Source organism: Sphingorhabdus sp. YGSMI21 (genome assembly GCF_002776575.1).
Classification (GTDB): Bacteria; Pseudomonadota; Alphaproteobacteria; order Sphingomonadales; family Sphingomonadaceae; genus Parasphingorhabdus.
Genome location: NZ_CP022548.1, coordinates 1,587,808 through 1,613,927, shown reverse-complemented (window position 1 = coordinate 1,613,927; position 26,120 = coordinate 1,587,808). Strand labels below are relative to the sequence as shown.

25 protein-coding genes are annotated in these 26,120 nt (G+C 59.3%); 12 read left to right on the top strand and 13 right to left on the bottom strand.

The window, feature by feature from the left end:
* Positions 1-11 precede the first annotated feature (11 nt).
* Positions 12-989 (top strand): nitronate monooxygenase family protein, encoded by a 978-nt coding sequence (locus tag CHN51_RS07855; RefSeq protein WP_100093517.1) that lies wholly within the window; start codon positions 12-14, stop codon positions 987-989.
* A gap of 80 nt (positions 990-1,069) precedes the next feature.
* Positions 1,070-1,741 (top strand): PspA/IM30 family protein, encoded by a 672-nt coding sequence (locus CHN51_RS07850; RefSeq protein ID WP_100093516.1) that lies wholly within the window; start codon positions 1,070-1,072, stop codon positions 1,739-1,741.
* A 124-nt stretch (positions 1,742-1,865) separates the two neighbouring features.
* Here the strand turns inward: CHN51_RS07850 and CHN51_RS07845 are convergent, their stop codons facing one another.
* The 5 genes from CHN51_RS07845 to CHN51_RS07825 form a co-directional block, all read right to left on the bottom strand.
* Positions 1,866-2,291, bottom strand: a complete 426-nt coding sequence (locus CHN51_RS07845) for an RcnB family protein (protein ID WP_240616911.1) — start codon at positions 2,289-2,291, stop codon at positions 1,866-1,868.
* Positions 2,292-2,441: 150 nt separating this feature from the next.
* Positions 2,442-3,401 (bottom strand): alpha/beta hydrolase, encoded by a 960-nt coding sequence (locus CHN51_RS07840; RefSeq protein ID WP_100093515.1) that lies wholly within the window; start codon positions 3,399-3,401, stop codon positions 2,442-2,444.
* A 9-nt stretch (positions 3,402-3,410) separates the two neighbouring features.
* Entirely contained in the window at positions 3,411-4,169 is a 759-nt protein-coding gene (locus CHN51_RS07835) for a crotonase/enoyl-CoA hydratase family protein (RefSeq protein ID WP_100093514.1), read from the bottom strand.
* 164 nt (positions 4,170-4,333) lie between these two features.
* Positions 4,334-5,458: an acyl-CoA dehydrogenase family protein gene (locus tag CHN51_RS07830; protein ID WP_100093513.1), complete on the bottom strand. Its 1,125-nt coding sequence runs from the start codon at positions 5,456-5,458 to the stop codon at positions 4,334-4,336.
* Positions 5,459-5,579: 121 nt separating this feature from the next.
* Positions 5,580-6,794, bottom strand: a complete 1,215-nt coding sequence (locus tag CHN51_RS07825) for an acyl-CoA dehydrogenase family protein (RefSeq protein ID WP_100093512.1) — start codon at positions 6,792-6,794, stop codon at positions 5,580-5,582.
* A gap of 147 nt (positions 6,795-6,941) precedes the next feature.
* Here CHN51_RS07825 and CHN51_RS07820 point away from each other — a divergent pair, with 147 nt between their 5' ends.
* From CHN51_RS07820 to CHN51_RS07810, 3 genes are all read left to right on the top strand, one after another.
* A complete protein-coding gene (locus tag CHN51_RS07820; RefSeq protein ID WP_100093511.1) occupies positions 6,942-9,176 on the top strand; it encodes a molybdopterin-dependent oxidoreductase in 2,235 nt (744 codons plus the stop codon).
* 178 nt (positions 9,177-9,354) lie between these two features.
* Complete coding sequence (locus CHN51_RS07815) at positions 9,355-10,119, top strand: SDR family oxidoreductase (protein WP_100093510.1); 765 nt, start codon at positions 9,355-9,357, stop codon at positions 10,117-10,119.
* Positions 10,120-10,229: 110 nt separating this feature from the next.
* Entirely contained in the window at positions 10,230-11,045 is an 816-nt protein-coding gene (locus CHN51_RS07810) for a DUF2189 domain-containing protein (RefSeq protein WP_100093509.1), read from the top strand.
* A 9-nt stretch (positions 11,046-11,054) separates the two neighbouring features.
* On the opposite strand, the gene CHN51_RS07805 is transcribed toward CHN51_RS07810, so the two are convergent.
* Positions 11,055-11,909: a universal stress protein gene (locus CHN51_RS07805; protein ID WP_123906273.1), complete on the bottom strand. Its 855-nt coding sequence runs from the start codon at positions 11,907-11,909 to the stop codon at positions 11,055-11,057.
* A gap of 470 nt (positions 11,910-12,379) precedes the next feature.
* Here CHN51_RS07805 and CHN51_RS07800 point away from each other — a divergent pair, with 470 nt between their 5' ends.
* Positions 12,380-13,414: a rod shape-determining protein gene (locus tag CHN51_RS07800; RefSeq protein WP_100093507.1), complete on the top strand. Its 1,035-nt coding sequence runs from the start codon at positions 12,380-12,382 to the stop codon at positions 13,412-13,414.
* An 81-nt stretch (positions 13,415-13,495) separates the two neighbouring features.
* Here the strand turns inward: CHN51_RS07800 and CHN51_RS07795 are convergent, their stop codons facing one another.
* The 7 genes from CHN51_RS07795 to thiS form a co-directional block, all read right to left on the bottom strand.
* Positions 13,496-13,954 carry a MaoC family dehydratase gene (locus tag CHN51_RS07795; RefSeq protein ID WP_100093506.1) on the bottom strand — a complete coding sequence of 153 codons (459 nt, stop codon included), beginning with the start codon at positions 13,952-13,954 and terminating at the stop codon, positions 13,496-13,498.
* A 25-nt stretch (positions 13,955-13,979) separates the two neighbouring features.
* Positions 13,980-14,894 carry an SDR family NAD(P)-dependent oxidoreductase gene (locus CHN51_RS07790; protein ID WP_100093505.1) on the bottom strand — a complete coding sequence of 305 codons (915 nt, stop codon included), beginning with the start codon at positions 14,892-14,894 and terminating at the stop codon, positions 13,980-13,982.
* Positions 14,895-14,969: 75 nt separating this feature from the next.
* Entirely contained in the window at positions 14,970-16,511 is a 1,542-nt protein-coding gene (locus tag CHN51_RS07785) for a wax ester/triacylglycerol synthase family O-acyltransferase (protein WP_100093504.1), read from the bottom strand.
* A gap of 164 nt (positions 16,512-16,675) precedes the next feature.
* Complete coding sequence (locus CHN51_RS07780) at positions 16,676-17,806, bottom strand: EAL domain-containing protein (RefSeq protein ID WP_100093503.1); 1,131 nt, start codon at positions 17,804-17,806, stop codon at positions 16,676-16,678.
* Between the two features lie 16 nt (positions 17,807-17,822).
* Positions 17,823-18,173, bottom strand: coding sequence for a DUF1153 domain-containing protein (locus tag CHN51_RS07775; protein WP_100093502.1), 351 nt, complete (start codon positions 18,171-18,173; stop codon positions 17,823-17,825).
* A gap of 373 nt (positions 18,174-18,546) precedes the next feature.
* Positions 18,547-18,900, bottom strand: coding sequence for a UrcA family protein (locus CHN51_RS07770; RefSeq protein WP_164089046.1), 354 nt, complete (start codon positions 18,898-18,900; stop codon positions 18,547-18,549).
* Positions 18,901-19,225: 325 nt separating this feature from the next.
* Positions 19,226-20,221, bottom strand: coding sequence for a sulfur carrier protein ThiS (gene thiS, locus CHN51_RS07765; RefSeq protein ID WP_100093500.1), 996 nt, complete (start codon positions 20,219-20,221; stop codon positions 19,226-19,228).
* A gap of 84 nt (positions 20,222-20,305) precedes the next feature.
* Between thiS and aroQ the strand changes: the two genes are divergently transcribed.
* From aroQ to CHN51_RS07735, 6 genes are all read left to right on the top strand, one after another.
* Complete coding sequence (aroQ, locus tag CHN51_RS07760) at positions 20,306-20,743, top strand: type II 3-dehydroquinate dehydratase (RefSeq protein ID WP_100093499.1); 438 nt, start codon at positions 20,306-20,308, stop codon at positions 20,741-20,743.
* 21 nt (positions 20,744-20,764) lie between these two features.
* Complete coding sequence (accB, locus tag CHN51_RS07755) at positions 20,765-21,241, top strand: acetyl-CoA carboxylase biotin carboxyl carrier protein (protein ID WP_240616910.1); 477 nt, start codon at positions 20,765-20,767, stop codon at positions 21,239-21,241.
* A 106-nt stretch (positions 21,242-21,347) separates the two neighbouring features.
* Positions 21,348-22,703: an acetyl-CoA carboxylase biotin carboxylase subunit gene (accC, locus tag CHN51_RS07750; RefSeq protein ID WP_100093498.1), complete on the top strand. Its 1,356-nt coding sequence runs from the start codon at positions 21,348-21,350 to the stop codon at positions 22,701-22,703.
* 289 nt (positions 22,704-22,992) lie between these two features.
* Positions 22,993-23,919, top strand: a complete 927-nt coding sequence (locus CHN51_RS07745; RefSeq protein WP_100093497.1) for an RcnB family protein — start codon at positions 22,993-22,995, stop codon at positions 23,917-23,919.
* A 109-nt stretch (positions 23,920-24,028) separates the two neighbouring features.
* Complete coding sequence (locus tag CHN51_RS07740) at positions 24,029-25,309, top strand: amidohydrolase family protein (RefSeq protein ID WP_100093496.1); 1,281 nt, start codon at positions 24,029-24,031, stop codon at positions 25,307-25,309.
* 9 nt (positions 25,310-25,318) lie between these two features.
* Complete coding sequence (locus tag CHN51_RS07735) at positions 25,319-26,011, top strand: 2OG-Fe(II) oxygenase (RefSeq protein WP_100093495.1); 693 nt, start codon at positions 25,319-25,321, stop codon at positions 26,009-26,011.
* The last annotated feature ends 109 nt before the right edge of the window (positions 26,012-26,120 follow it).

Sequence of the window (26,120 nt, the reverse complement as noted above, 5' to 3'; positions counted from 1 at the left end):
GAGCCAAGCCCATGAAAACACGTATCACAGAGCTATTCGGTATCGAACATCCAATCATTCAGGGCGGCATGCATTATGTCGGATTCGCCGAGCTCGCCGCAGCCGTATCCAACGCCGGTGGCCTTGGCATCATCACCGCGCTGACCCAGCCGTCCGCCGCCGCGCTGGCCGATGAAATCGCCAAATGCCGCGACATGACCGACAAGCCGTTCGGCGTGAACCTGACCTTCCTGCCGGTCGTCAACGCGCCCGATTATGAAGGCATGGTCAAGGCGATCATCGAAGGCGGCGTCAAGGTCGTCGAAACCGCCGGCAACAATCCGGTTCAGGTTCTCCCCGCTCTGCACGATGCCGGCATCAAGGTGATCCACAAATGCACCGCCGTCCGCCACGCGCTGAAAGCGCAGAGCATCGGTTGTGACGCGGTCTCGGTCGACGGCTTCGAATGCGGCGGCCACCCTGGCGAAGATGATATTCCGAACATGATCCTGCTGCCCCGCGCCGCCGACGAACTGGATATTCCGTTTGTCTCCTCCGGTGGTCAGGCCGACGGCCGCAGCCTTGTCGCCTCGCTCGCCATGGGCGCAGAAGGCATGAACATGGGCACGCGCTTTATCGCGACCAAGGAAGCACCGGTGCACCAGAATGTGAAGGATGCGATTGTCGCGGCCAGCGAGCTCGACACGCGGCTTGTCATGCGCCCACTGCGCAACACCGAGCGGGTGCTGACCAACCCGGCGGTCGAGAAACTGCTCGAGATCGAAAAGGAAAAGGGCGCCGACCTGCAATTCTCCGATGTTATCGAACAGGTTGCGGGCGTCTATCCGAAAATCATGATGGAAGGCACGATGGATGCCGGTGCCTGGAGCTGCGGCATGGTCGCCGGCCTGATCAACGATATCCCGACCTGCCAGGAACTGATCGACCGGATCATGGCCGAAGCGGACCAGATCATCAACCAGCGGCTCAAGGGCTTTCTGGCGGGCTGATCGCTCCAATTTGCTCCGGATTGACTAATAGCCAATTTCGGTTACCCATTGGACTTTAATCATATCCGGAGCATCCGAACATGGCAGAACCATTTTACTTGCGGGCAAAGCGGGTTGTTTCGGCGGGGATCGAGTCCGCTCTCGATCACGCCGAACGCGCCAGCGGGACCAGCCTGATGCGCGAAGCCATTCGGGAGGTTGACCGGGCGATAGAGAAGGTTCGCGGCGAACATGAGGAGGCCCTCGATCGCCAGAGCCAGGCCGTTGGCCAGCAGAAACTGTCGGCCCAGCGGGCGGAAGAATGGTTGGGCAAAGTGCAGTTCACCCTCGAGAAAGGCCGTGAGGATCTGGCCGAAGCCGCGATCATGCAGCAGATGGAATTTGAGGCCAAGGTCAAGCATTTCAAGGGTCAGGAAGCATCTGCAAAGACAGATGCCAGCCGTCTCGACGGCTTGCTGGAAGAGCTTGCTGCCCGCAAAGCTGTCATGGAAGATGAACTCGCCGCGTTTGAAAAGATGATGAGCGAGAATAGCGCTACCAGCGATAGCAAGTCCAAATCCGACCGAAGCGTTGACCGGAAAGTCGAACGTGCCGAAGCAACCTTTGACCGCACCATGGAACTGGCTGGCGGCGTGAATGGCACTTCAAAACATGCTACGGAAATCGGCAAAATGCAGCGACACTCCGAAGTCGAAGAGCGGCTGGCGGCGATGAAAAAAGCGATGAAAGCCAAAGGCGGCAAAAGCAAATAGACCGGCCAATGTGGCTTCCGGTATTTCCAGACCGGAGACGCTTCATTTATACCGGTCTCCTATAGGCACAAAAAGCCCCCGGAATCGCTTCCGGGGGCTTTTGTTTAATGGTTGATCGTTCGGTTTAACGGGAAATCGCGTTGCCGATAACCGCTCCGATGATGCCGCTGGTCACAGCGATCAGCACCGCATCATTGCCGGACCGGACCCACTGGTAACCGCGCGGCGCATTGGAGAGCCGATAGGCACGGGGATTATCGATCACCCGGTAATTGGTGGCATAGCGCCGGTCAAACCGCTGGCCCTTGGTCCAGTTCCGGTGGTTCTGGTTCGTGCTGTAACGGGTCTTGCTGTAGCGAACGGGAGCGGCCTTCTGCTTCGTAACCGTCTTGGTCACGGTACGCTTGCCCTGCTTGTTGGTCACCGTTTTCTGGCTCGTCGTTTTATGCGACCGCTCGACATTGTCACGCGGAGCAGCCTGAGCCTGGGCGGTAACCATTGGAGACACCGCCATGGTTGTTACTGCCATAGCCATCAGAAACTTTTTCATGTTCAAATCCTTTTCTATCTGGCGCCAACTGCGGCGTCACAGGTAGAAATAGGGGAGACCTGTCGCAGGCCTTTGTCAGATTCACGCTATTTTGTACTAGATTGTCGCAGAAACCCGTTCCGGTTCATCTGGCGATCAGCTAGCGGGGCCTTAATCGGCCCAAAGCGCCAGAATGGACCGGAGCGCGGTGACCAAAGCCAGCGGTTGATCGAGCATCAGATGATGTTCGGCTTCGGGTACCGCGATCATCGGAACGTGATTCCCGCCAAGCTCGCGCAGATAATCCGCGCTATCACCATCAAATAATCTGCTATTCTCGCCATAGACGATGGCCACCCGGTGCGGCAGATCGACGATCCGCTGGCCTGTCTGCAGCCATTTTTCCTGATCCTCCTCATGGCGATGGAATACCATCGGATCGAATTTCCAGGACCAGCCTTGCGTCTCGCCGTCCTCGACCCGGCGCAGCGAATGATAGGCCATATAGTCGAACAGAAACGGCTGCTGCACCGCTTGCGGCGGCGAGAGAACGAAACGTCCATATGCCGCCTCATAGTCGGGGTAGAGCTTGTTGGGCCGATCCGAGCGGCCCGATCCGGGAGGCCCGCCGCCACCCTTGAAATGAGCGATCAGCCGTTCGGGCCGCAACACCATCAGGTCACAAATAACCAGACCACCGAAACGGTCACCGGCCAGCTCCATCGCCTGCAGTGCCACGCCAGAGCCGAAGCTGTGGGCGATGATCTTGGGCTTCACCGGTCCGGCGAACAGGTCCAGCGCGTCTGCAATGGCCACCATCCGCTTGGCCCGCTTGATCCCGTCACAATCCGGGATCATCTCGCTCTCGCCCATCCCGGCAAGGTCATAGGCGACGATATCATAGTCTTCCGCCAGAAAGGGCGCGATAAAGGCAAAGCAGCGCGCGTGCGCAAGAAAGCCGTGGGTCATCAGCAGCGGCGGCTTGCCGCGCGTGCCCCAACGGAAATAATGGACCTTGTGCCCGTCGACTTCGACAAAGGCTTCCTCGCGCGGGACGTCCATCGCGCGAACGAACCATGCGGGCAGGTCATGTGACGCTGCCCACTGGTCTACAATATCTGTGTTTGCCATATGCCTGGCTTATTCACCCTTCCAGTCAGGCTTGCGCTTCTGGGCGAAGGCCAGCGAGCCTTCCTGCGCATCCTTGGAGGTGAAAACCGGCGTGGTGATTTCGGCCTGTTTCTTCCAGGCTTCTTCGCTGGTCCAGTCATAGCTTTCGTTGATGATCTTCTTGGTCGCCTTCAGCGCCAGTGGACCATTGGCCGCAACGGTCGTCGCCAGCTCGATTGCGGCCTCGAGAGCGGCGCCCTCGGTCACGCGGTTGACGAAACCGACTTCATAGGCGCGCTGTGCGGTAAAGAAATCACCGGTTAGGGCCCATTCCATGGCGATGCGCTTGCCGACAATCTGCTGCAACTTGATCACGCCGCCAGCCGCTGCCACGAGGCTGCGCTTCACTTCGGGGATGCCGAATTTCGCGTTCACGTTGGCAACGCACAGGTCGCAGGCCAGAGCCAGTTCGAGACCGCCAGCCAGTGCATAGCCCTCGACCGCAGCGATCAGCGGCTTTTCCGGACCCGTTTCGGTGATCCCGCCAAAGCCATAGCCTTTGACCGATGGCGTTTCGCCGCGCAGAAAGCCCTTGAGATCCATGCCGGAACAGAATGTTCCGCCAGCGCCGGTGATGATACCAGCGTTGAGGCTATTATCATTATCTAGCTGTTCCATCGCCGCGCGAATGCCTTCGGCTGCCGCCTTGGTCATCGCGTTCTTGGCGTCGGGCCGGTTGATCGTGACGATGATGAAACCGTCCTGGATATCGGTGAGTACTTCAGACATTTTATTTCTCCTTTATAGTGGACCCAGCAAGCGCTGGAACCGCATTCAATCAGATTTCAAATTTCTCACGCGAAGACGCGAAGGCGCAAAGATATCCTTCTTCGTGGCTTCGCGTCTTCGCGTGATAATTTATCTTCCTTCTTTTCCGTTACCGCGGATGTTTTTCAATCAAACAACAGGTTAGCCAGTTTCGACCGCTGGTAGGCGGCGTCGCCGATCAGGGCACCTGACAAAATCGCTTTGCGCCGGTGCAGCTGGGCGTCGCAATCATGGGTGAAGCCAAAGCCGCCGTGAAACTGGATCGCCCGGTCTGCCGCGGTGGAATAGCTCGAATGGGATTGCGCCGCCGCCATACGGACAGCAACCTCGCCGCGTCCCTGTTCGCCCCAGCTGTGCGCCGCGCTGTAGAGATGCGTCCGCGCTTTTTCATATTCGACATAATTGTTGACCGTCGGGTGTTTCAGCGCCTGGTAGCTGCCAATAATCTTGCCGAACTGTTTGCGGGTCTTAAGATATTCCAGCGTATAATCGATCACCGCCTGCGCGCCGCCGGTCATTTCCGCGGCATGGATCAGGCCCGCCGCCAGTTCGATTTTCTCCAGCGTTTCGCGGGTCCGGCCTGCATCGAACAGCGCATCAGCCGGGATAGTGACACCGTCGAGAGTCACTTCATAGCTGCGCGCGGTCTCATCAATCACCGTCTCGCGGCGCAGCGATCCTTCGGGCAGGGTCGAGCGTTCGATCAGGGCAAAGCGGACCGCGCCGTCGATCTTCACCGAAGCGATGATCAGTTCCGCGCTATCGGCCCAGAGCACCAGTTGCTTCTTGCCGGACAGGCTCACATTGTCGCCGCTCACACTGCCGGTCGCGTCGATATTGGACAGGTCCCAGTCGCCATTGTCTTCGCGCAGGGCCAGCGTTGCCGCTGCACCCGCCGCGATTTTCGGCAGCCACGCGGCTTGCTGCGCTTCGCTGCCACCAGCCAGTAACGCCTGTGCCGCCAAGGTGGTTGAACCAAAAGGCGTGCTCATCAGATTGCGGCCCATCTGCTCGGCAATCGGCACAACTTCGGCCATCGACAGGCCAACCCCGTCATGCGCTTCGGGAATCGCGATCGCCAGCCAGCCGAGCTCGCCGATTTCTTTCCAGATGCCGGGATCATAGCCGAGATCATCGTCGATCAGCGCGCGCACCTTGTCGACCGGGCTTTTGTCGCGACAGAAATTGGTCGCCACGTCCATCAGTTCGATCTGCTCTTCGGTTGTCCCGATTGTGCCTAGATTATCCATATATATCCTCAATTCCCAAATTGGCCTCAAGACCGTTCGTGGTGAGCCTGTCGAACCACATCTCTCGTTGATAAATGTCCTTCGACGAGCTCAGGATGAACGGCGGTTCACGGCTTCAGATTTATCGCGTTTTCGGCAGTCCCAGCGCATGCTCTGCGACAATATTGCGCTGAATCTCGGAGGTGCCCCCGCCAATCGTGGCGGAAAAACTGTTGAGATAGCTGCGATGCCAATAGCCATCGTCGACCGCATTTTCATCGCCGACATAATAGCCCGCCTTGCTACCCTGGAAGGCCAGCGAAAATTCGGTCAACTCGCGGATCAGTTCGGTGCGCGCCAGCTTGTTCATCAGCGGCAAGCCCATCGGCTTGTCCTGCATCAGCTGCGGCATCCGCCGGCGCGTGTTGTTCAGGTTCAGCGCCTGGATATCGATCATATATTGCGTCATCTTGTCGCGCATCACCGGATCGTCGAGCAAGGGCTTGCCGTTGCGCACCGAATTTTTCGCCAGTTCGACAATTTCCATCACGTCGAGCTCCTTGACGAAGAAACCGCCGACCGGCTTGACCTTGGCGCCGCGCTCATATTCGAGCGTCTTCATCGCCATCGACCAGCCATTGCCTTCGCCGCCGAACAGACAATCTGCGGAAATGCGAGCGTCGGTGAAAAAGGTCTGGACGAAGCCATATTCGCCGGTCAGTTTCTTGATCCGGCTGGTGGTGATGCCGTCAATCTTCATCGGGTTGAGGAAGAAGCTGAGGCCGGCATATTTGTTCGGTGCATCGAAATCGGTGCGCGCCAGCAGGATCATATATTTTGCGCGATCGCCGAGCGAGGTCCAGATTTTCGAGCCGTTGAGCACATATTCATCGCCATCGCGGACCGCCTTCAATTGCGCATTGCCGAGATCGGATCCGTTTTCCGGTTCGGAAAATCCCTGGCACCAGATATCCTCGGCGCTGAGCATCGGTTTGATATATTTCTGTTTCTGCTCTTCGGTGCCGAGATCGAGGATCAGCGGCCCGGCCCAGCCGTTGCCGATCGCGTTGAGCATGATCGGCGCGTCATATTTCTTCATCGCCCTTGTGGCGACCCGCTGAAACTCGCTGTGCAGTCCGCCGCCGCCATATTCCTTTGGCCAGCTGGCACCGAGATAGCCCGCTTCATAGACTTTGCGCTGCCAGTCGCGGAGGAAATCGAACTGTTCGTCGGTCGACACTTCCATGAAGGTCAAAGGCAGCATGAAGCCCGGATCCCGGACCGTATTCTCCTTGAACCAGGCATCCGCCTGTTCGGCATAATCCTTCAGTTCGGCTGCACTTGGTTTGTCGGCCATGATCTTGCTCCCAAATTCTTATCAATAGGGCCAGTGGCATGGTCCCATTGCCTGCGATATTGCTTGAATCGATAGCGGGTTAATTGAACGATTAAATTGCAAAAAGCAATGGTCGGGACCCGCAAAATTTAGCCTGTGGAGAGAAATATGGTCACCGAAGCGTTTACCGGACAGAAACATGTGATGTGCCGGGCCTGCCACGCCCATTGCGGACTGATTGTCGATTTCGAGGACGGCGTTCCGGTGAAGACCCATGGCGACAAGGATAATCCTGAATTCGAAGGCTATAGCTGCATCAAGGGGCGGCAGCTGGCCAATTATCACAGTTTCGGTACACGGCTGCTGACCAGCTATAGCGGCATGAAGAACGGCGAGAAGCAGCCGGTGCACTGGCGCGATGCGGCGCGCGATATCGCCGCGCGGCTCGAGCGGATCGTCGAGGAACATGGCCCCGACAGCGTTGCCTCCTATGTCGGCACTTTCGGTTATAACAATGTCAACGCCCATGCCTTCATGCTGGCGCTGATGGACTCGATCGGATCGACCTCGGTCTATGACAGCGTCACCATCGACCAGCCCGGCAAGGGCATTGCCCGCGCCCTGATCGGCCCATGGCTCGCCGGCGCGCCACGCGTTGGCGACTGGGACGGGCTGATGCTGATCGGCACCAATCCGGTGGTATCGATGAACGGCGGCCTCGGTATGAACCCGGCAAAGAAACTGCACGACGCGAAGAAGCGTGGAATGCAGCTGATCGTGATCGACCCGCGGGTGACCGACAGCGCGCGTCAGGCCGACATCCACCTGCAATGCCGCCCCGGTCAGGACCCGATCCTGCTCGGCGCCATTGCCAAGATCGTCATCAACGAGGAATTGTACGACAAGGATTTCGTCGCCGGCGATGTCGACGGCTTCGAGGCGCTGAAAAAAGCCGTGCAGCCCTTTGACGCCGGACCGGCCGCTGACCGTGCCGGCGTGGCGGCAGAGGATATCGAGCGCGCGGCGCGCATGTACGGCAGCTGGAAGAAAGCCAGTATCAGCGGCGGCACCGGCACCAATATGTCGGGTGGTGGCAATATCACCGAATATCTCAACCTCGCGCTGACCTCGATCATGGGCCACTGGCTGCGCGAAGGCGATCTCAACCGCCGCACCGGCGTGTTCACCAAGCCCGCCCCGCCGATTGCCGCGACGCCCGGCCCGATCCCCGCCTGGGGCTTTGGCCGCAAGCTGCACAGCCGCGATCTCGAGCAGAGCATTTCCGGCATGCCGACCTCGGCCCTGCCCGACGAAATCCTCACACCCGGCGACAAGCAGGTGAAGGCGCTGATCTGTCTCGGTGGCAATCCGATGCTCGCCTGGCCCGATCAGCTCAAAACCTTTGAAGCGATGAAGGCGCTCGACCTGCTCGTCTGCATCGACCCTCGCATGTCGAAAACCGCCGAACTCGCCGATTATGTCATCGCGCCCAAACTGCATTATGAAGTGCACGGCAATACAGCAGCACCCGAGATCTATGGTGGATTCGGCGCCGGCTGGGGTTTCGAGAATAATTATGCGCAGGCCAGCCTGCCGATCATGGAAAGCCCCGAAGGCTCGGACCTGTGCGAGGAATATCAGTTCATCCACGCGGTGGCGTCCGAGATGGACAAGACGATCAAGGTCAAATCTTGGGCTCTGCTCGCCCATCCCGACGAGCGCGAGGAAAAGACCACGGCTTTCGAGCCCGGCGAAACCCCCGATCCGATCAGCGCATGGAGCGCTTCGCTCAACGGCTGCCCGGCCGATATCGCCAAGCTATACGAGGATGAAGAGGTGCAGAAGGGCAAGATCGTCGAAGCGCAGGCGCTGCTCGTGCAACCCAAACCGGCCGGCTGGGAAGGTAAGCTGTCGGTCGGCAATGTCGCGATGATGGAAGAGCTCGCCGGATATGCCGCCAAGCTGGGTGAACCGGTCGAGGATGGCGACTTCCCCTTCCGGATGATCGGGCGGCGGATGACCGCGATCCACAACAGCAACTGGCACGAGGATCCGGTGCAGCGCAAACGCGTGCCGCATCATCCGGCCTTCATGAACCCTGCCGATATGGAAGCGCTCGGCCTGTCCGAGGACCAGCCGGTCGAGCTGGAATCGGCCCGCGCCTTCATCAGCTGCGTTGCCAAGGCCGACAAGACCGTGCGCGCCGGCTGCGTCTCTACACCGCATAGCTGGGGCACCAATCCCGACGAGAAAGAAGACCCGCTCGGCGCCGGCGGTAACACCGGGCGACTGTCGTTCAACGACCGCGATTTTGACAAGCGCACCGGCATTCCCCTGATGAGCGCCATCCCAATCCGGGTAAGGGCGAAACAGGCGACGGTGGAACTAGAGGCGGCGGAGTAGAGGCTTCATCCTCTCCCATAGGGAGAGGCAACGAAGACTTAGCCGCAGGCTTAGTCGTAGTCGGTGAGGGGTTATCCCTTAAAAGGTTAAACCCCTCACCGAGTTCCACTAGCCAGGCGAGCTGGCAAGTTTCACTTGCCTCTCCCTATGGGAGAGGAAAAAATTCTGGAGACCCAATATGACCAATCCCCTGTTCGACCTCACCGGCGAAGTCGCCGTTATCACCGGCGCGGGTCGGGGGATAGGCGAAGGCATGGCAAAGGTCCTCGCCGATGCGGGATGCAATATCGTCTGTGCCTCGCGCAGCATGGACGAGATCAGCCGGGTGACGGACGAAATAAATGCCAGCAACAGCAGCGGTCGGGCCATCGCCCATGCCACCGATGTGACCAGCGCCACCGATATGGATGCGCTAGCCCAGCGCGCAGTCGACGAATTTGGCAAGCTCGACATCTGGATCAACAATGCCGGCGGTTCTCTGGTGTCCGCGCCGCTGACCGAACTGGACGAAGCGGAATGGGACAAGACACTGGCGACCAACCTGACTTCGGTTTTCCATGGCGTCCGTGCCGCCTGCAAGCATTTCGGCGAGGGCAGCCGGATCGTCAACACCAGCTCGCTGGCCGCGCAGGACCCCTTCCCCGGCAGCGGCCATTATAGCGCCGCCAAGGCCGGTGTGCTGATGTTGACCAAGACGCTCGCCCACGAACTCGGACCCAAGACGCGCGTCAACGCGATCCTGCCCGGCTTCGTCCCCACCGACACGGTCAAGAAAGCGCTGGACATGACCGACGAGGATTTTGTCGGCTTCGAGGACACACTCGGCCTGCCCGCCGGCCGGCTGGGTACGCCACAGGATATCGGCGCGCTGACGCTTTATCTCTGCGCACCGGCGTCCGAATGGGTGACAGGGCAGTGCATCCGGATCGCCGGTAAACCCTGAACCGATTTCAGACCATTTGCTGAAGCGAAAAATCAGCAATCCTGCCGAAACTTGATGTAGCGGAAGATTTGCGGCATTCTGCCCGCATATTTCCACGGGGAGGAGATGGCATGAACACGGGCAAACAGGCACAGATTGCGCCGGTGGCGGTTGCCAGCGATCTCCAGCTCGCCGACCTTCGCGCCGCGCTGGCAGCCGGCTGGAACGATTTCAGGGCCTATCCGGCCTTCGGCCTGTTCTTTGCCGCCATCTATGTCAGCGCCGGCATGTTCATCTATTTCGCTCTTTTTGTCCGCGGCGAGATCGCCTGGCTGGTTCCGGCGGCTGCGGGGTTCCCGCTGCTCGCACCCTTTGTCGCGGTCGGTCTCTATGAGGTCAGCCGCCGCCGCGAAGCCGGCCTGCCGATGAGCTGGCGCGCGATTCTCGGTGCGCTACGCGGGCGCGGTGACGAACAGATATTGAGCATGGGGGTCATCCTGTTCGTCGCTTTCGGATTCTGGATCATGATCGCCCATGGCATTTTTGCCATTTTTCTGGCCGAATCCGGCACAGGGTCGGAGTCGATGGCATTTTTCGCAACGCGCGCCGGGATCATGATGCTGGTGGTCGGCAGCATCGTCGGAGCGATCATGGCTCTGGCCTTCTACGCGATCACGGTCGCCAGCCTGCCGATGCTGGTCGACCGCAATGTCGACTTCATCACCGCCATCATCGTCAGCCTGGCATCGGTGCGGTCGAACACATTCGTGCTGCTGGCCTGGGCGGTCTTGATTGCGGTAACGCTGTTCATCGCCATGCTGCCGCTTTTCCTGGGGCTGCTGGTCGTCCTTCCGGTGCTGGGCCATGCGACATGGCATTTGTACCGGCGCCTGACCGGCGCGCCCGCAACAGAGGATCAGGAAAATGCAGAGGCGGCGCTGGCCTAGGGTCCGGCCCTAGGCGGGTTTTCTGACCATCAACACGTCGACCGGCGACCAGCCCATCATTTCGCTGGCGCGGCTGCCGATGGTTGCCATGACGAAGCCGCCGCGACCATGCGTCCCCAGCACCAGCAGATCAAAATCACCGCTATCGAGCATATTGTGGACCGACTGGTGCAAATTGCCCTCGACCAGATGCGGTGTGACCCGCGAGGCATCGCTCTCCGGCAGGTTCAGGCCGGTCATGAAATCCTGCAATTCCTTTTCTGCGTCGGACCGCATTTCATCGGCAATGCCATCGGATTTCAGCCAGGCTTCGTAGGCGACATGATAGGCGTGCACGAGCTCGATTTTCGCCGCGGGAAAAAAGTCCAGCGCGGTGCGCAGCGCATGGGCGGAAAATTCCGAAAAATCGGTTGCCACGAGGATGCGGTCATAATTGGCGCGGGGCCGCTCCTTTACGATCAGCACGGGCGATCTGGCATGGTGGACCAGATGGTCGACCGCCGTGCCGAGGAAGAAATCGGAAATATTATTATGCCGCGCGGCGCCGACGACGATCAGTTCGCTGTCCAGCTGTTCCGCCGTTTCGGCGATCACCTGGGGAGGCTTGCCGTAATTTATCGCCAGATTGCAGCCTTCGGCATCGGCGCCATAGTTGCGCAGCAGCTGGGCCTCGACCTTCGCGATATCAACCTCCGTCTTGGGGCTGCTGACAAATAGCAGGGTCCGCGCTGCATTCCAGATGTCGGCGAGCAATTTTGCCCGTGCGAACGGCCGGTCGGCCCTGGCTGTCAGATCGGTGGCGACCAGAATTTTCGTCGGTACGGCCATGGAATATTGCTCCTGTTGTTTCAAATGACTGGCCATTCTTCCCGCCGCAACCGCCGCCAGGTAGCCTTGTTTCAATGACAATAGACATTTCCGGACTGATCGACATCAGTATCTGTACGGATATGCCCGGATCAAGGCTAACCGCCGGCAAGCAAAAAAACAGCAGCCTTTCCGATAGAAAATGCTGCGGTCCGCGATCTGGTAGACAAGATCCGCAGGCCCGTCACCAGCTGGCCAATAAAGCGCGTATCCGGTCGGAGCTTCATGGATGATCGAGGGGCCCCATCCATCTCACCTTGCCATTCCCATCTCCCTGGCGCCGCAATGCCGGCGGGGAACGGCGCGCAAAAATCGGTTCGACCGAATTATCCACCCATATGACGAATGGGCATCCCGCTGGCGTCGAATAGCTATACAGCGCAGGTTCATTGGCGCGCTGTCACCCGAGACATGCCCCCCGATGACATTGGCAATATGGCCGCTCTAGTTGAAGTATTTCCTCCTTTATGAACAATTTTTTCAAGCTCCGGTCGCATGACCTGGCGATCGATCTCGGTACGGCCAATACATTGATCTACGCGCGGGATCGCGGGATCGTTCTCGACGAACCGTCGGTGGTTGCGCTCGAGACACGTGACGGCGTGACCAAGGTGCGCGCCGTTGGCAGCGATGCCAAGCTGATGATGGGCAAGGCGCCGGCCAATATCAGGGTCCTTCGTCCGCTCAAGGATGGCGTAATCGCCGATCTCGATGTGGCGGAGCAGATGATCAATCATCTCATCCACAAGGTTCACAAGAAAAAGACCGGGATATTCCGGCGTTTTGATATCGTGGTCTGCATTCCGTCCGGTTCGACCAATGTGCAGCTTCGCGCGTTGCGCGATGCTGCCTCCAACGCGGGTGCATCCGGAATCTACTTCATCGAGGAGCCGATGGCCGCCGCGATTGGCGCCGGTCTTGCGGTGACCGATCCGGTGGGGGCAATGGTGGTGGATATCGGCGGGGGCACCACCGAGGTCGCGATATTGTCGCTGCAGGGGCTTGCCTATAGCACGTCGGGCCGCATGGGCGGCGACAAGATCGACGACACCATCGCGTCGCACATCCGCCGCAAGCATAATCTGGCGATTGGTGAAACCACCACGGAACTCGTCAAACACGGGATCGCCAGTGCGATGAGTCCGGAGGGCGAAGGCCGGACGATGCATATCAAGGGCCGCGACCTGGTCAGCGGCATGCCGAAAAAAATTGCCATCACCGAAGCCGAGATTGCCCGGGCCATTGCCGAACCCGTCGGACAGATTGCCGATTCCGTGCTCAACGCACTCGAGCACAGCAAGCCGGAGCTGGCAGCGGATATCATGGAACAGGGCATAGTCCTGACCGGCGGCGGCGCCTTGCTGGGACGGATTGACGAATTTATTTCCGCGAAAACCGGCCTGGCGGTCACTATTGCCGACGATCCGCTGACCTGCGTTGCCAATGGCGCGGGCCGGGCGATGGAAGATCCGCTGCTGCGCAACGTGCTCATCCCCGCCTGAGACCATCGGAATAGAGAATGGCAATAAAAAGGGCCCCGGAACCGGTCCGGAGCCCTTTTTTGCTTGTCTCGTTCGGTTGGCCTAGCCGACCACGATCATCACCAGCGATGTCGCGATCAATGCCGGTGTTTCGATACCGTCAATCTCGACAACCACATTATAGGTCAGCAACCAGCGACCGGGCTGCTTTTCGACCGCGTCCACCAAGGTATGGCGACCGCGGACCTTGGAACCGGCGCGCACCGGATTGAGGAAGCGCACCTTGTCGAAGCCGTAGTTGATGCCCATCACCGTGCCTTCGAGGCCCAGCGTCGTGCCGTAGGACAGTTTCGGCAACAGCGAGAGGGTCAGCAGACCATGGGCGATGGTGCCGCCAAAGGGTGTAGCCTTGGCTTTTTCCTCGTCGATGTGGATGAACTGATGGTCCTCGGTGCAATCGGCGAATGTGTTGATCCGGTCCTGATCAACCAGGACCCAGTCGGATACACCGACCTCCTTGCCCTTCCAGGATTCCAGTTCGCTTGCTTTGATCGTTGGCATATTATTTCTCCTGTTCGCGGGTCTTTTAGCCCTTCATGACTTCCTGCATCCGGCGGAAGAACTTGCCGCCCTGGCCGCCGCCATTGGCATATTCCTGCATGCCGGTTTCGTCCAAAATCTGGTCGATATTTTCGGCAATGGATTCGGCGCTGCGCTTGTCTTCCGGCAGCCAGATGCCTTCTGTTTCAAAGATTTTCGCCGCTGCATAGCCGCCGGCACCCGCCGTGAGGATGGTTTTCGATGGCGCGCCGTCGCTGCACAGATAGACCACAGCCGGGGTCACCGCTTCGGGGACCAGGGCTTTCAGGGCTTCTTCCGGCATGATGTCTTCGGTCATGCGGGTCGCTGCCACAGGGGAAATACAGTTGGTGTGAATGCCTTTGCCCGCGCCTTCCTGGTGCAGGCTGTTCATCATGCCGACCAGAGCAAGTTTCGCCGCGCCGTAATTGACCTGACCGAAATTGCCGTAGAGACCGGTGGAGGATGTGGTCATCACGATCCGGCCATATTGGCGTTCGCGCATATGATCCCAGACGGCCTTGGTGCAGTTGGCGCTGCCGGTCAGATGGACGTCCATGACGAACTGGAAATCTTCCATGCTCATCTTGTGGAAGCTCTTGTCGCGCAGCACGCCGGCATTGTTAACGAGAATGTCGACATGGCCCCATTTGGCGATCGCGTCTGCGACCATCTTCTCGACCGCAGGCATGTCGGTGACGCTGCAGCCGGCTGCCATGGCTTCGCCGCCTTCGGCTTCGATTTCGGCTACAACCTGTTCGGCGACCGTCGCGGATCCGCCAGTGCCATCGCGCGCACCACCGAAGTCATTGACGACAACCTTGACCCCGCGCCGCGCCAGTTCCTTGGCATGTTCGCGGCCCAGACCGGCCCCCGCGCCGGTGACAATGGCGACGCGATCGTTAAATTCTACTGTGCTCATGGCGAGTCCTTCTTTAATTGAATGATTAACGGAACCGATGCGCAATCAGACCCGCCGAGTCAAGCAGGAAGGCCGCTATTTTGCAGTCGTTTTTGTCCGCCCCCTGCCCGCCGTAGCGGCAGAGGAGGAAACGCGCTTTTTCGGCTTTTTCGGCTGCTTCGACTTCTTGGCCTTGGCCTTTTTGGCATCCGACGCCGCCTGCTTTGCCGCCGCTTTCATCAGATCGGCAAAACTGTCGGAAATGCAGGTCGCGTAAAATTCCGGATCGGGCATGATATTGCGATCCGCCAGAAAGGTCAGAATGACATTGCCATTATAGCTGGTGACAACGTGGAACAGCCCCTGGCCCTCGGCCAATATGCCCATGCCGAAGCTCTTGACCAGCTCGGCCCCGGCAAAATACATCGGCACCATTGGCCCGGGTACATTCGTGACCACCGTATTGACCGCCGGATTGAGCCGCTCGACCAGACCGGCGCGGACCATCATCTTGGTCCCCGCTGCAGTGAGACCAGCCGGCATCGCGCCGGATAATTCCATCAGCGTCTTGGCGCCGAGCGCCTGGGTCATAGCCTTGGAGCGCCGGGTTTCCTCCATGATGAATTTCAACCGGTCACCCGCATCGGCCAGATGGGTGCCGACGCCGACCTGCATCATCGTCACCTGATTGCCGGCGCTATCCTTGTCATCGTCGGTCCGCACCGAGACCGGTGCGCCGATTTTCAGCGTCTTTTCGGGAAGATCGTCCTTGGCCGCGAGATAGCCGCGCATCGATCCGCTGACCACCGCGATCATGACATCGTTCACCGTCGCTCCGGGAAAAGCCTCGCGGATTTTCTTGATGTCGGACAGGGCAAATTCCCGCCCGTCGAACACGCGGTGCGGGCTGAGCTTCTTGTTGAAGCGTGTCTTGGGGATGCTGCCCTTGGCATCATCGCGCTGGCGGAATTCGCGCTGCACGTCGAACAGCCGTTTCGGCATCGGGATCAGCTTTTGCAGATTCTGCAGCCCGCGCACCGGATTGGCGATATTGTTGAACTGCGCCTTGGCGAGCAGGGCGACCGGGTTGGGATCCTTCTCCGGCTGGAACTGCATGTCGAATGTGCGCGGCTTCATCTCGGCATCGAGATCGTGCAGCGCCAGCGTCATCTGCAGCCCCGACTGGCCGTCGATCGCGGCATGGTGCATCTTGTGCAGGACTGCGAAGCTGCCCTTCGGCACGCCCTCGACATTGTCGAGCCCTTCGATCACCGTATATTCCCAGAGCGGCTTGTTCATGTCCATCGGCCGGGCATAGATGCGCGCCGCCTGGATGCACAATTGCCGCCAGTCACCCGGCTTGGGCAAAGCGATATGGCGGACGTGAAACTCGAGATCGAAATTCGCGTCATCGACCCAATAGGGATGATCGAGATCGAGGGGCACCCGCACCAGTTTCTGCCGGAAAATCCGCGCACCATCGAGACGCCCTTCGATATAGCGCAGGATGTCCTTGAATCCGACCTTGCCGCCCGGCGCGGTCGAGGGATCGTAAATCAGCAACTGGCCGATGTGCATCGGCGTGTTCGCGGTTTCGGTATAGGCAAACATCGCATCCAGTGCGCTCAGCTGTTTCATTAGAATCCCCTCAAGCCGCTGTAATGACGGTCAGCATAGTTCAAATATGCCTGATATGCGAATCCGTAAACCACTGCCGGAATATGCGCACCCGACCTTGCGCGAGACCGGCGGAATGAAGAAAGATCCTGGCCATGGCGATCTGCCGTCGCGCGGCCCGGGGATCAGAATCCCTGCCAGTCCTTGACCAGATATTGCGGCGGCACGGCGCGTCCCCAGTAAAAGCCCTGGCCCTGGTCGGCGCCCAGCAGCCGCGCCTTTTCCAGATGGAACGGCGTCTCGATGCCCTCGACCACCGTCTTGGCTCCGCGCATGTGGCAAAAGTCGATGATCGATCCCAGAACCGTGATCGGCACCCGGTCGTTACAGAAAGCCCAGAAAATTTCCTTGTCCAGCTTCAGCTCGGCAAAGGGGATTTCGGCAATCCGGTCGAGATTGCTGTGGCCGGTGCCATAGTCGTCGATCGACACTTTCAGCCCGTACTGGCCCAGCATCTGGCAGATTTCGGAGACGACCTTGATATTGGCAACCCGGTTTTCCTCGGTGATTTCCATGATCACCGAACCGCCCATGTTCGGCGACTGTTGCAACCGGGCAAAAAGCGCGTCGACGAAATCCGACTGGGTCAGCAATATTGCGCTGCAATTGAAAGACACCGGCATGGTCTTCCGGGATCGGCGCAGCGAACTGGCCAGTTTGATCACCTGGTCGACGACATTCATCGTCGCCTCTATCTCCAGCGACATTTCCGTCGCGGCGGAGAAAATTGTCGCCGGGCTGATCGCGCGCCGGGTTTTCAGCCGCGACAGCGCCTCATAGCCGACGATCCGGCCATCATCCAGCGCATGCTTGGACTGGAATTCGACGACGAGATTGTCGAGCAACCGGTTGCTCGCGACCAGCGCCTCGATATATTCCGTGTCCAGATTGATCTTCTGGCTGTCCTGCGCATATCGGTCGATCAGCTCGGCCAGCATATTGGGCTCGAACGGCTTCGGTATCGTTGCGACAATTTGCGAATTGGCCGCCGTTATCGAGGCTTCGCTGCCGTTATACCATTGCGAATCCGCTCCGGTCATCAGAACCAGAGGCAATTTGTGCAACAGGCTGGCGTTGCTTTGGGAGAGCATTTTCTGATCGGCGAGGATGACATTGGGAGCGAAGGCAGTCGCTCCGTTCTCGTCGCCGGGAGAATAGACACATGCTACGGATATTTCGCGCTGCTCGAGGTCATCCTGCAAGAAACGCGTAAACGCGCTCTCTTCGTCAATGACGAGGACTCGCTTGTTGGACATGATGTAGGGCTTTCAGTTAGTGAAGATCCGCTAACGGATCTCGAGGTGATTGCGACCCTGTCTGTTCGAGCTTTTCCTGTCTCGCCCGGTATTCTGTACGATATTTGGAAAGATAGCTGATCCGCAGCCCGGGCAGACCGGACTTGTCGATGGATTCCTGCCAGGAGAGAAATTCCTCGAGCGAGAGATCATAGCGATCACAGGCTTCCTCAAGGCTGAGCAAGCCACCGGTAACGGCCGCGACCACTTCTGCCTTTCGCCGGATCACCCATCTGGTGGTATTGCTTTTCGGCAAATCATTGAGGCTCAGGGCTTCACCGAAAGGACCGATAACTTTCTTCGGTTTTCTCTGCCGATCAATTTCCATAGAACCTCCCAGACGCTGCGGCGACCCCGCTGAATCATCCCATCAGGATGCCATTTTTACCTGCACCCCGTGTTACAATCATTTACATATGAGCGGAAAAACGTTTACATCGCGTTTCCAACGATGGTTAATACGTTAGAAATACTTGGATAATTGTAAGCCTTTGATATTTATTAGACTATCATTTTATATAGAACTGTATAAAGATAGTAATACTACAGAATAAATATAAATAATTGTCTATAGTTGCTTTTACAGTAAAGAAGCCTTGTCCACAAAAGAAACCCCGGTGTAAGGGACACCGGGGCTTTTGAAGGCTGTTTTGGCCAAATTGCGGCCGCTTGTTGGGGATTTGCGGCTCTCGGAATCTGCTTTAGTTGCTGATCACCATTGCGGTTTTGACAGGCTGGCCGGATTTGGCCGCAGCCATGATGGTGACGCTGGCGCGCTGGGCCGAGGCCTTGGCCTCCTGCATGCAGGCGCCATGATCCAGCACGTCGGTCAGGTTCTTCGCGTCGACGCTGCCGCAGACTTCGCGAACGGCGCCCTTCAGACGACCCTGCAAGGTCGATTGGCCATGTTCGCTGGTCAGGTCCAGATCGGCATATTCGACCGTGGCGGTCCGGGTGATCCGGCCCTGGGCACTGGCGCTGGCAGCAAAGCCGGTTGCGGCAACGGCAATCGCGGCAGCGGCACAAAGGGACTTGGTAAAGTTAATGTTCGACATTCTCTCACTCCTCAAAAATTTTCTGGGCGTTGCCGGATAAAATGGGGGCCGGCGCAGCCCGTTAGGGGGTGAGGTCGGGAGCGGTTTATCCATCGTGCCGGGGAATGGCTGTCTGGAGAGACGTTGGTTGTGCTCCCGCCTCACCATCTTGGATAGGGGAGCGATGCCCGGCGAGCATCCGGACTTCGATAAACCGCCATTTTGATCGGCGAACGGCAGACGGCTTCGACCAACGACAATCGTCGGTCGACCAATTTAACATCATGTAACTTTTGTTACGAATCAGCTAGTTACAGATGACACCATATCTTGCTGTATTAAGGCACTAAATCAGCCCGGAGAGCGGACTCGACGGGTCGGCATACATGCGGCGGCCCATGCGTCCGGACAAATAGGCCTCGCGCCCGGCCTCGACGGCAAGCTTCATCGCGCGGGCCATCCGCACCGGCTCCTTCGCCTCGGCAATGGCCGTATTCATCAGCACGCCGTCGCAGCCCAGTTCCATCGCCACCGCTGCATCGCTCGCGGTACCGACACCGGCGTCGACCAGCACCGGCACGTTCGCGCCCTCGACGATCAGCCGGATCGTCACCCGGTTCTGGATACCCAGACCCGACCCGATCGGCGCGCCCAGCGGCATGATCGCCACGGCGCCGGCATCTTCCAGCTGCTTCGCGGCAATCGGATCATCGACACAATAGACCATCGGCTTGAAGCCTTCCCTGGCCAGCACCTCGGTCGCCTCGAGCGTTTCGCGCATATTGGGATATAATGTCTTGGCCTCGCCGAGCACTTCCAGCTTGACCAGATCCCAGCCGCCCGCCTCGCGCGCCAGCCGCAAGGTGCGGATCGCCTCGTCGGCATTGAAACAGCCGGCGGTGTTGGGAAGATAGGTGGTCTTCTTCGGATCGATAAAATCCATCAGCACCGGCTGGTTCCGGTCCATGACATTGACCCGGCGCACCGCCACGGTGACAATCTCCGCGCCGGATGCTTCTACCGCCGCGGCATTTTCGGCAAAGTCCTTATATTTGCCGGTACCGACAATCAGCCGCGAGTTGAAGGTGCGGCCAGCGACAGTCCAGCTGTCGTCACCGGAGCCGCCACCGACGAAATGGACAATCTCCAGCTCGTCGCCCTGTTCGACCGTGACATCTTCCAGTGTCGACCGGGTGACGATCTCGCGATTGCGTTCGACCGCCACCTTGGCCGGATCGAGATCGAGCGAACGCACCAGATCGGCGATCGAGCCGCCGGCTGCAATCTTGTGGGTATCGCCGTTCAATCGGATCTGGATTTCAGCCATTTCGGTAACTTTCATGTCTTTGATCTCGCTTTTCAAAAACGAGCCATATAAAGAGGGCGCTCCAGTCGCAACCAAAAGCCTGTGGGAAGGACCAATATCTTGGCGGCCAAGACCATCTATGTATTGAACGGGCCCAATCTCAACCTGCTCGGCATGCGCGAACCGGAAATCTACGGTTCGGAGACGCTCGACGAGATTGCCGGCCAGATCGAGGACCATGCGCAGACGCTCGGTTTCGATGTCGATATTCGCCAGAGCAACCATGAGGGGCATCTGGTCGACTGGTTGCACGAAGCGTCGGCAGAAGAGGCGCAAGCGGTAATTCTCAATGCCGGCGCCCTGACCCATACATCGCTCGCCCTGTTCGACGCGATCAAGGCGATCAACACGCCGGTCATCGAAGTGCATATTTCAAACCCCGCTGCGCGCGAGGAATATCGCCACAAGAGTTTCATTGCACCGGTTGCAAAAGGGACCATTTGCGGCTTTGGTGCTTTCGGCTATCAACTGGCGCTGGAAGCTGCCAGCAAATTTTAACGACATTTATAAGGACGAAATATGTCTGCAAAGAAAGAAACGGGTGAAGGCATGAATGTCGACATCAAACTGGTTCGCGATCTGGCCGCGATTCTCGAGAAGGCCGGCCTGAGCGAGATTGAAGTCGAGGACGGTGACCGCAAGATCAAGGTCGCTCGCGGCGGCGGGACAATTGTTTCCGCGCCGGTCTCTATGCCCGCTCCAGCGGCTCCTGCCCCTGCTGCTGCAGCCCCGGCAGCCGAAGCCGCTCCGGCAGACGATCACGCCGGCGCCCAGAAATCGCCGATGGTCGGCACCGCCTATCTCGCCCCCGAACCGGGCGCAGCCAATTTCATCTCCGTCGGAGACAAGGTTGCCGTGGGCGACACGCTGCTGATCGTCGAGGCGATGAAGGTGATGAATCCGATCACCTCCGACACCGCCGGCACGGTCAAGTCCATCCTGGTCGAAAATGGCCAGCCGATTGAATTTGACCAGCCTCTCGTCGTGATCGCATAGATGATGTCTAAGTCACTCCGTACGTCTCGAGCGAAGTCGAGAGACCGGCTTCCAAACACATGCGTCTCGACTGCGCTCGACGCGAACGGCACGGGGGCGTCGTAATATGACCATTGAAAAAATCCTGATAGCCAATCGCGGGGAAATTGCCCTCCGGATTTTGCGCGCGGCCAAAGAGCTGGGCATCGAAACCGTCGCCGTACACAGCACCGCCGACGCGGATGCCATGCATGTGCGGCTCGCCGACCAGGCGGTCTGCATCGGACCTCCGGCCGCCGCCGACAGCTATCTGTCGATTCCGGCGATCATTTCAGCCGCCGAGATCAGCGGCGCGGACGCGATCCACCCCGGCTACGGCTTTCTGTCCGAAAACGCGCATTTCGCCGAAGTCGTCGAGGCGCACGGGATCAAGTGGATCGGCCCGAAGCCGGAACATATCAAAATCATGGGCGACAAGGTCGCTGCCAAGAAAACCGCCGGCGATCTGGGCATTCCCCTGGTCCCCGGTTCCGATGGTGCGGTCAGCGAGATTGCCGAGGCCAAGACAGTCGCCAAGCAGGTCGGCTATCCGGTGATCATCAAGGCCGCTTCCGGCGGCGGCGGGCGCGGCATGAAAGTGGTCAACAGCGAGACCGAACTGGAAACCCAGATGAAACAGGCGGGCACCGAGGCGAAAGCCGCCTTTGGTGACGCGACCGTCTATATCGAAAAATATCTTGGCGACCCGCGCCATATCGAATTCCAGGTGTTCGGCGACGGCCGCGGCAATGCCATTCATCTGGGCGAACGCGACTGTTCGCTGCAGCGCCGCCACCAGAAGGTCCTCGAGGAAGCGCCTTCGCCGGTGATCAGCGCCGAGCAGCGCGAAGCCATGGGCAAGGTCTGTGTCGATGCGATGAAGGGCATGGGCTATCGCGGCGCCGGCACCATCGAATTTCTCTACGAGAATGACGAATTCTATTTTATCGAAATGAACACCCGCCTGCAGGTCGAGCATCCGGTGACCGAGATGATCACCGGCTTCGATCTGGTGCGCGAGCAGATCCGCATCGCCGACGGCCGTGATCTTTCGGTCAAGCAGGAAGACCTGGTGTTCAGCGGTCACGCCATCGAATGCCGGATCAACGCCGAAAACCCCAAGACCTGGGCCCCATCGCCCGGCAAGGTTACCAGCTATCACGCCCCCGGCGGCATGCACGTCCGGGTCGATAGCGGTCTCTATGCCGGCTATTCGATTCCGCCTTATTATGACAGCATGATCGCCAAGCTGATCGTCTATGGCCGCACCCGCGACGGCTGCATGATGCGGCTGGCCCGCGCACTGGACGAATTTGTCATCGAAGGCGTCCAGACCACGATCCCGCTGCACCAGAAGCTGGTCTATGACGAGGAATTCCAGTCCGGCGAATATACGATCAAATGGCTCGAAGAATGGCTGGAGAAGGATAATCTGAAGGATTAAGCCGTGCCCCCGCGCAGGCGGGGGGCCATCTCCTGAACTTGCATCAAACAGGAAAGCGTTGGTTCGCACCGCTCGTTCGTCAGCAAACCCATCAGAAAAACAAATCGATTAGAGGACCCGTGATGGACCCCGGACCAAGTCCGGGATGGAAGTTATCTGAACAGCAACGTTCAGATAACTTCCACCTTTCCTGAACATAACAAGTCAGTTCAGGAGTCCGACAGGGTTAATAAACTATCACCTGTTGCACAGATGCGGCAAATGGAGTCGCCAACAACAGGAGTAAGCCATGCGTATATTTTTCGTTCCCGGCCTGATGGCGGCCACGATGTTGACGCCTGCTGCGGCATCCGCCGCCGAGATTGCACCCAGTCTCAACAGCGCCCCCGGACTGGCGAAGGTCGACCTCACCGGCGCCGTCGCCCTGCAGCGCGACGGCCGCAGCGAGCGCCGCGCCAACCGGGGCAACCGCCAGACCAACCGGACGGGCGACCGCGGACAGCGACGGCCACAAGCACGCAACAATCGCGGAGAGGCGACGATTAGCCGGCAAGCCCGGGAATCCCAGAGAACAACCCGAACCGAACGGTCTGCCGACCGCAACGTCAATCTTGCAACCCAGCGGGAGCGACGGGTTGACCGCCAGCGCGCGGCCAGCCGGCCAGCGACCCAGAATCGCCGGACCACGGACCAGCGCGCGGCACGACGCGGGGACAATAACCGCGACGGCCGGGTTGACCGGCGCTATGATCGCAATCGCGACGGACAGATCGACCGGCGCTATGACCGCAACAATAATGGCCGCGTCGACCGGCGGGTAGACCGCGACCGGGACGGCCGGATCGATCGTCGCTACCGGGATAACCGGCAGGCCAGAAACAACCGCAATTACAACCGCAGCAATCGCAACTGGAACCGCAACTGGCGCCAGGACCGACGCTATGACTGGCGGCGCTATCGCCAGGCCAACCGCAGCTATTACCGGCTCGGCCGCTATTATTCGCCCTATCGCTCGCACAGCTATCGCCGCTGGAACATCGGGGTCTTTCTGGGCACATCTTTTTACGGATCGCGCTACTGGATCAACGACCCCTGGCGCTACCGCCTGCCCACCGCCTATGCGGGCACCCGCTGGATCCGCTATTATGACGATGTCCTGCTGGTCGATACCTATAGCGGCGAAGTCATCGACGTGATCTACGACTTCTTCTGGTAAGACCGGAAGCCTGAAACACCAAACCCGCTGCCTGACCAGGCGGCGGGTTTTTTGTTGCATCATGCGGGGCCGCCAAGCAGAAGTGCGTCAGGACAAGAGGAGACTGAAGATGATACGCGCGCTCGGCCTGACCATTTCAACCCTGGCACTGGCAATGTTACCCGCCGGCGCCATCGCCCAGGACCAGATCATTCGCGTCGGCAATCTGCTGACCGATGCTGACGCGCAGCCGAGCGGACCGGCAACGATCATCGTTCGGGATGGCAGGATCGCGGAGATCCGGCGCGGACCGGATGCAGCATATGATGCCGGCGCTACCATCATCGATCTCTCCACCAAGACCGTCATGCCCGGCATGATCGACCTTCATGTGCATCTGACCGGCGATCCGGGTGGCGATTTCTGGAAGGAGACCACGGAACCGGCCGAATGGGGCGTGGTTGTCGGCGCGAAAAACGCGCTGGTCACGGCAAAGGCCGGCTTCACCACCGTGCGCGAGGCGGGCTCTTCGCAATATAGCGCCTTTTCGCTGCGCCGGGGTACTGCCGAAGGGATCATTCCGGGTCCGCGCATCATTGCGGCCGGTCCGGCGCTGGCAATTGTCGGCGGCCATGGCGATGTGTCGGGCTTTACCGAGGATGTGAACGACCTGCTGACCAGCGGCTATAGCTGCACCGGCGCGGTCGAATGCGCGGAGAAAGTCCGCAAGGCAAGCCGGGCGGGTTCCGATATCATCAAGATCACCGCCACCGGCGGCGTATTGTCGCAACAGGGACGCGGACTGGACGCGCAATTTACCAGCGCGGAAATGCAATCGATCGCCGACACCGCCCACTCGCTCGGCCTGAAAGTCATGGCCCACGCCCATGGCGCGCGCGGCATCGAGGCGGCGGCGCGGGCCGGCATCGATACGATCGACCATGGCACATTTGCCGACGAGGCGGCGCTCAAGGTGATGAAGGCCAATGGCACCGTGCTGGTGCCGACGCTGATGGCGTTCAAGGGTGTCAGCGAGCGGCTCGGCAAGGGCGTCTACACCCCGGTGGTCGAGGACAAGATCCGCATGACCATGGGCCGCGTCGGCAAGGCGGTCACTCTGGCGAAGAAACTGGGCGTGCCGGTCGGCTTTGGCACCGATGCCGGCGTCTACAATCACGGGCGCAATGCCGAGGAGCTGCAACTGATGGTCGATGCCGGTCTGACTCCGCGCGAAGCCATTGCCAGCGCCACCAGCATCGCCGCAAAAACGCTCGACATGGACAATGAGATCGGCCGGATCGCGGTCGGCTATTCCGCCGACATGATTGCGCTTGACGGCAATCCGCTGGATGATGTTCGCGCGCTGGAAAAGGTCGACTGGGTGATGGTCCGCGGCCGCGTCATCGACTAGGCTGCGATCATGGCCAAGGTCTTTTCGAAAAAGCAGACGGAAGCATATGCCAGCCCGCGCCGGATGGCGGAGCTGGGCCGCCACGTCACGGAGACGCTGAACGCCCATCCGCGGGTGCAGTGGCTGGAAAGCCCGCTGGTCCAGCTCTATGTCCACCAGAATTTCCTCAGCAACGCCGATTGCGATCTGCTGATCGACATGATCGACAGCAACAGCCAGCCTTCAACTCTCTACAAGGGCAGCGAACGCGAGGGCTATCGCACCAGCTACAGCTGCAACGTCGACCCCGCCGATCCCGACATCCAGCGCATCGACAAGGCGATCTGCGACCTGATGGGTCTGCCGCAATCGCATAGCGAAATCCTTCAGGGCCAGCGCTACCAGCCGGGCCAGCAGTTCAAGGATCATCACGACTATTTCCACCAGAGCGAATCCTACTGGCAATATGAAGGCCCCCATGGCGGGCAGCGCAGCTGGACCGCGATGGCCTATCTCAACGAGCCGGAAAAGGGTGGCGCGACCGCCTTCCCGCAGCTCAAATATGAGGTCGAACCGCGTCGCGGGATGTTGCTGATCTGGAACAATATGAAGCCCGACGGGACGCCCAATATCGACACTTTGCACGCCGGATCGCCGGTCGAACAGGGGACCAAATATATCATCACCAAATGGTTCCGGCTGAACAAGTGGCGCGAGGCCTGATCTCCTGCCGGGCCCCGCTCTCCGATCAACCGCCGACCGGATTCGACCAACGACATCACAATTTCGGCGAAGTCGTTGCGGGTGATACTTTAGCGTGTTAGCTGGCCAT

Bases quoted from the DNA above. Each gene is read 5' to 3' on its own strand.
- CHN51_RS07855 (WP_100093517.1), top strand. From the start codon at position 12: ATGAAAACACGTATCACAGAGCTATTCGGTATCGAACATCCAATCATT.
- CHN51_RS07850 (WP_100093516.1), top strand. From the start codon at position 1,070: ATGGCAGAACCATTTTACTTGCGGGCAAAGCGGGTTGTTTCGGCGGGG.
- CHN51_RS07845 (WP_240616911.1), bottom strand. From the start codon at position 2,291: ATGAAAAAGTTTCTGATGGCTATGGCAGTAACAACCATGGCGGTGTCT.
- CHN51_RS07840 (WP_100093515.1), bottom strand. From the start codon at position 3,401: ATGGCAAACACAGATATTGTAGACCAGTGGGCAGCGTCACATGACCTG.
- CHN51_RS07835 (WP_100093514.1), bottom strand. From the start codon at position 4,169: ATGTCTGAAGTACTCACCGATATCCAGGACGGTTTCATCATCGTCACG.
- CHN51_RS07830 (WP_100093513.1), bottom strand. From the start codon at position 5,458: ATGGATAATCTAGGCACAATCGGGACAACCGAAGAGCAGATCGAACTG.
- CHN51_RS07825 (WP_100093512.1), bottom strand. From the start codon at position 6,794: ATGGCCGACAAACCAAGTGCAGCCGAACTGAAGGATTATGCCGAACAG.
- CHN51_RS07820 (WP_100093511.1), top strand. From the start codon at position 6,942: ATGGTCACCGAAGCGTTTACCGGACAGAAACATGTGATGTGCCGGGCC.
- CHN51_RS07815 (WP_100093510.1), top strand. From the start codon at position 9,355: ATGACCAATCCCCTGTTCGACCTCACCGGCGAAGTCGCCGTTATCACC.
- CHN51_RS07810 (WP_100093509.1), top strand. From the start codon at position 10,230: ATGAACACGGGCAAACAGGCACAGATTGCGCCGGTGGCGGTTGCCAGC.
- CHN51_RS07805 (WP_123906273.1), bottom strand. From the start codon at position 11,909: ATGGCCAGTCATTTGAAACAACAGGAGCAATATTCCATGGCCGTACCG.
- CHN51_RS07800 (WP_100093507.1), top strand. From the start codon at position 12,380: ATGAACAATTTTTTCAAGCTCCGGTCGCATGACCTGGCGATCGATCTC.
- CHN51_RS07795 (WP_100093506.1), bottom strand. From the start codon at position 13,954: ATGCCAACGATCAAAGCAAGCGAACTGGAATCCTGGAAGGGCAAGGAG.
- CHN51_RS07790 (WP_100093505.1), bottom strand. From the start codon at position 14,894: ATGAGCACAGTAGAATTTAACGATCGCGTCGCCATTGTCACCGGCGCG.
- CHN51_RS07785 (WP_100093504.1), bottom strand. From the start codon at position 16,511: ATGAAACAGCTGAGCGCACTGGATGCGATGTTTGCCTATACCGAAACC.
- CHN51_RS07780 (WP_100093503.1), bottom strand. From the start codon at position 17,806: ATGTCCAACAAGCGAGTCCTCGTCATTGACGAAGAGAGCGCGTTTACG.
- CHN51_RS07775 (WP_100093502.1), bottom strand. From the start codon at position 18,173: ATGGAAATTGATCGGCAGAGAAAACCGAAGAAAGTTATCGGTCCTTTC.
- CHN51_RS07770 (WP_164089046.1), bottom strand. From the start codon at position 18,900: ATGTCGAACATTAACTTTACCAAGTCCCTTTGTGCCGCTGCCGCGATT.
- thiS (WP_100093500.1), bottom strand. From the start codon at position 20,221: ATGAAAGTTACCGAAATGGCTGAAATCCAGATCCGATTGAACGGCGAT.
- accB (WP_240616910.1), top strand. From the start codon at position 20,765: ATGTCTGCAAAGAAAGAAACGGGTGAAGGCATGAATGTCGACATCAAA.
- accC (WP_100093498.1), top strand. From the start codon at position 21,348: ATGACCATTGAAAAAATCCTGATAGCCAATCGCGGGGAAATTGCCCTC.
- CHN51_RS07745 (WP_100093497.1), top strand. From the start codon at position 22,993: ATGCGTATATTTTTCGTTCCCGGCCTGATGGCGGCCACGATGTTGACG.
- CHN51_RS07740 (WP_100093496.1), top strand. From the start codon at position 24,029: ATGATACGCGCGCTCGGCCTGACCATTTCAACCCTGGCACTGGCAATG.
- CHN51_RS07735 (WP_100093495.1), top strand. From the start codon at position 25,319: ATGGCCAAGGTCTTTTCGAAAAAGCAGACGGAAGCATATGCCAGCCCG.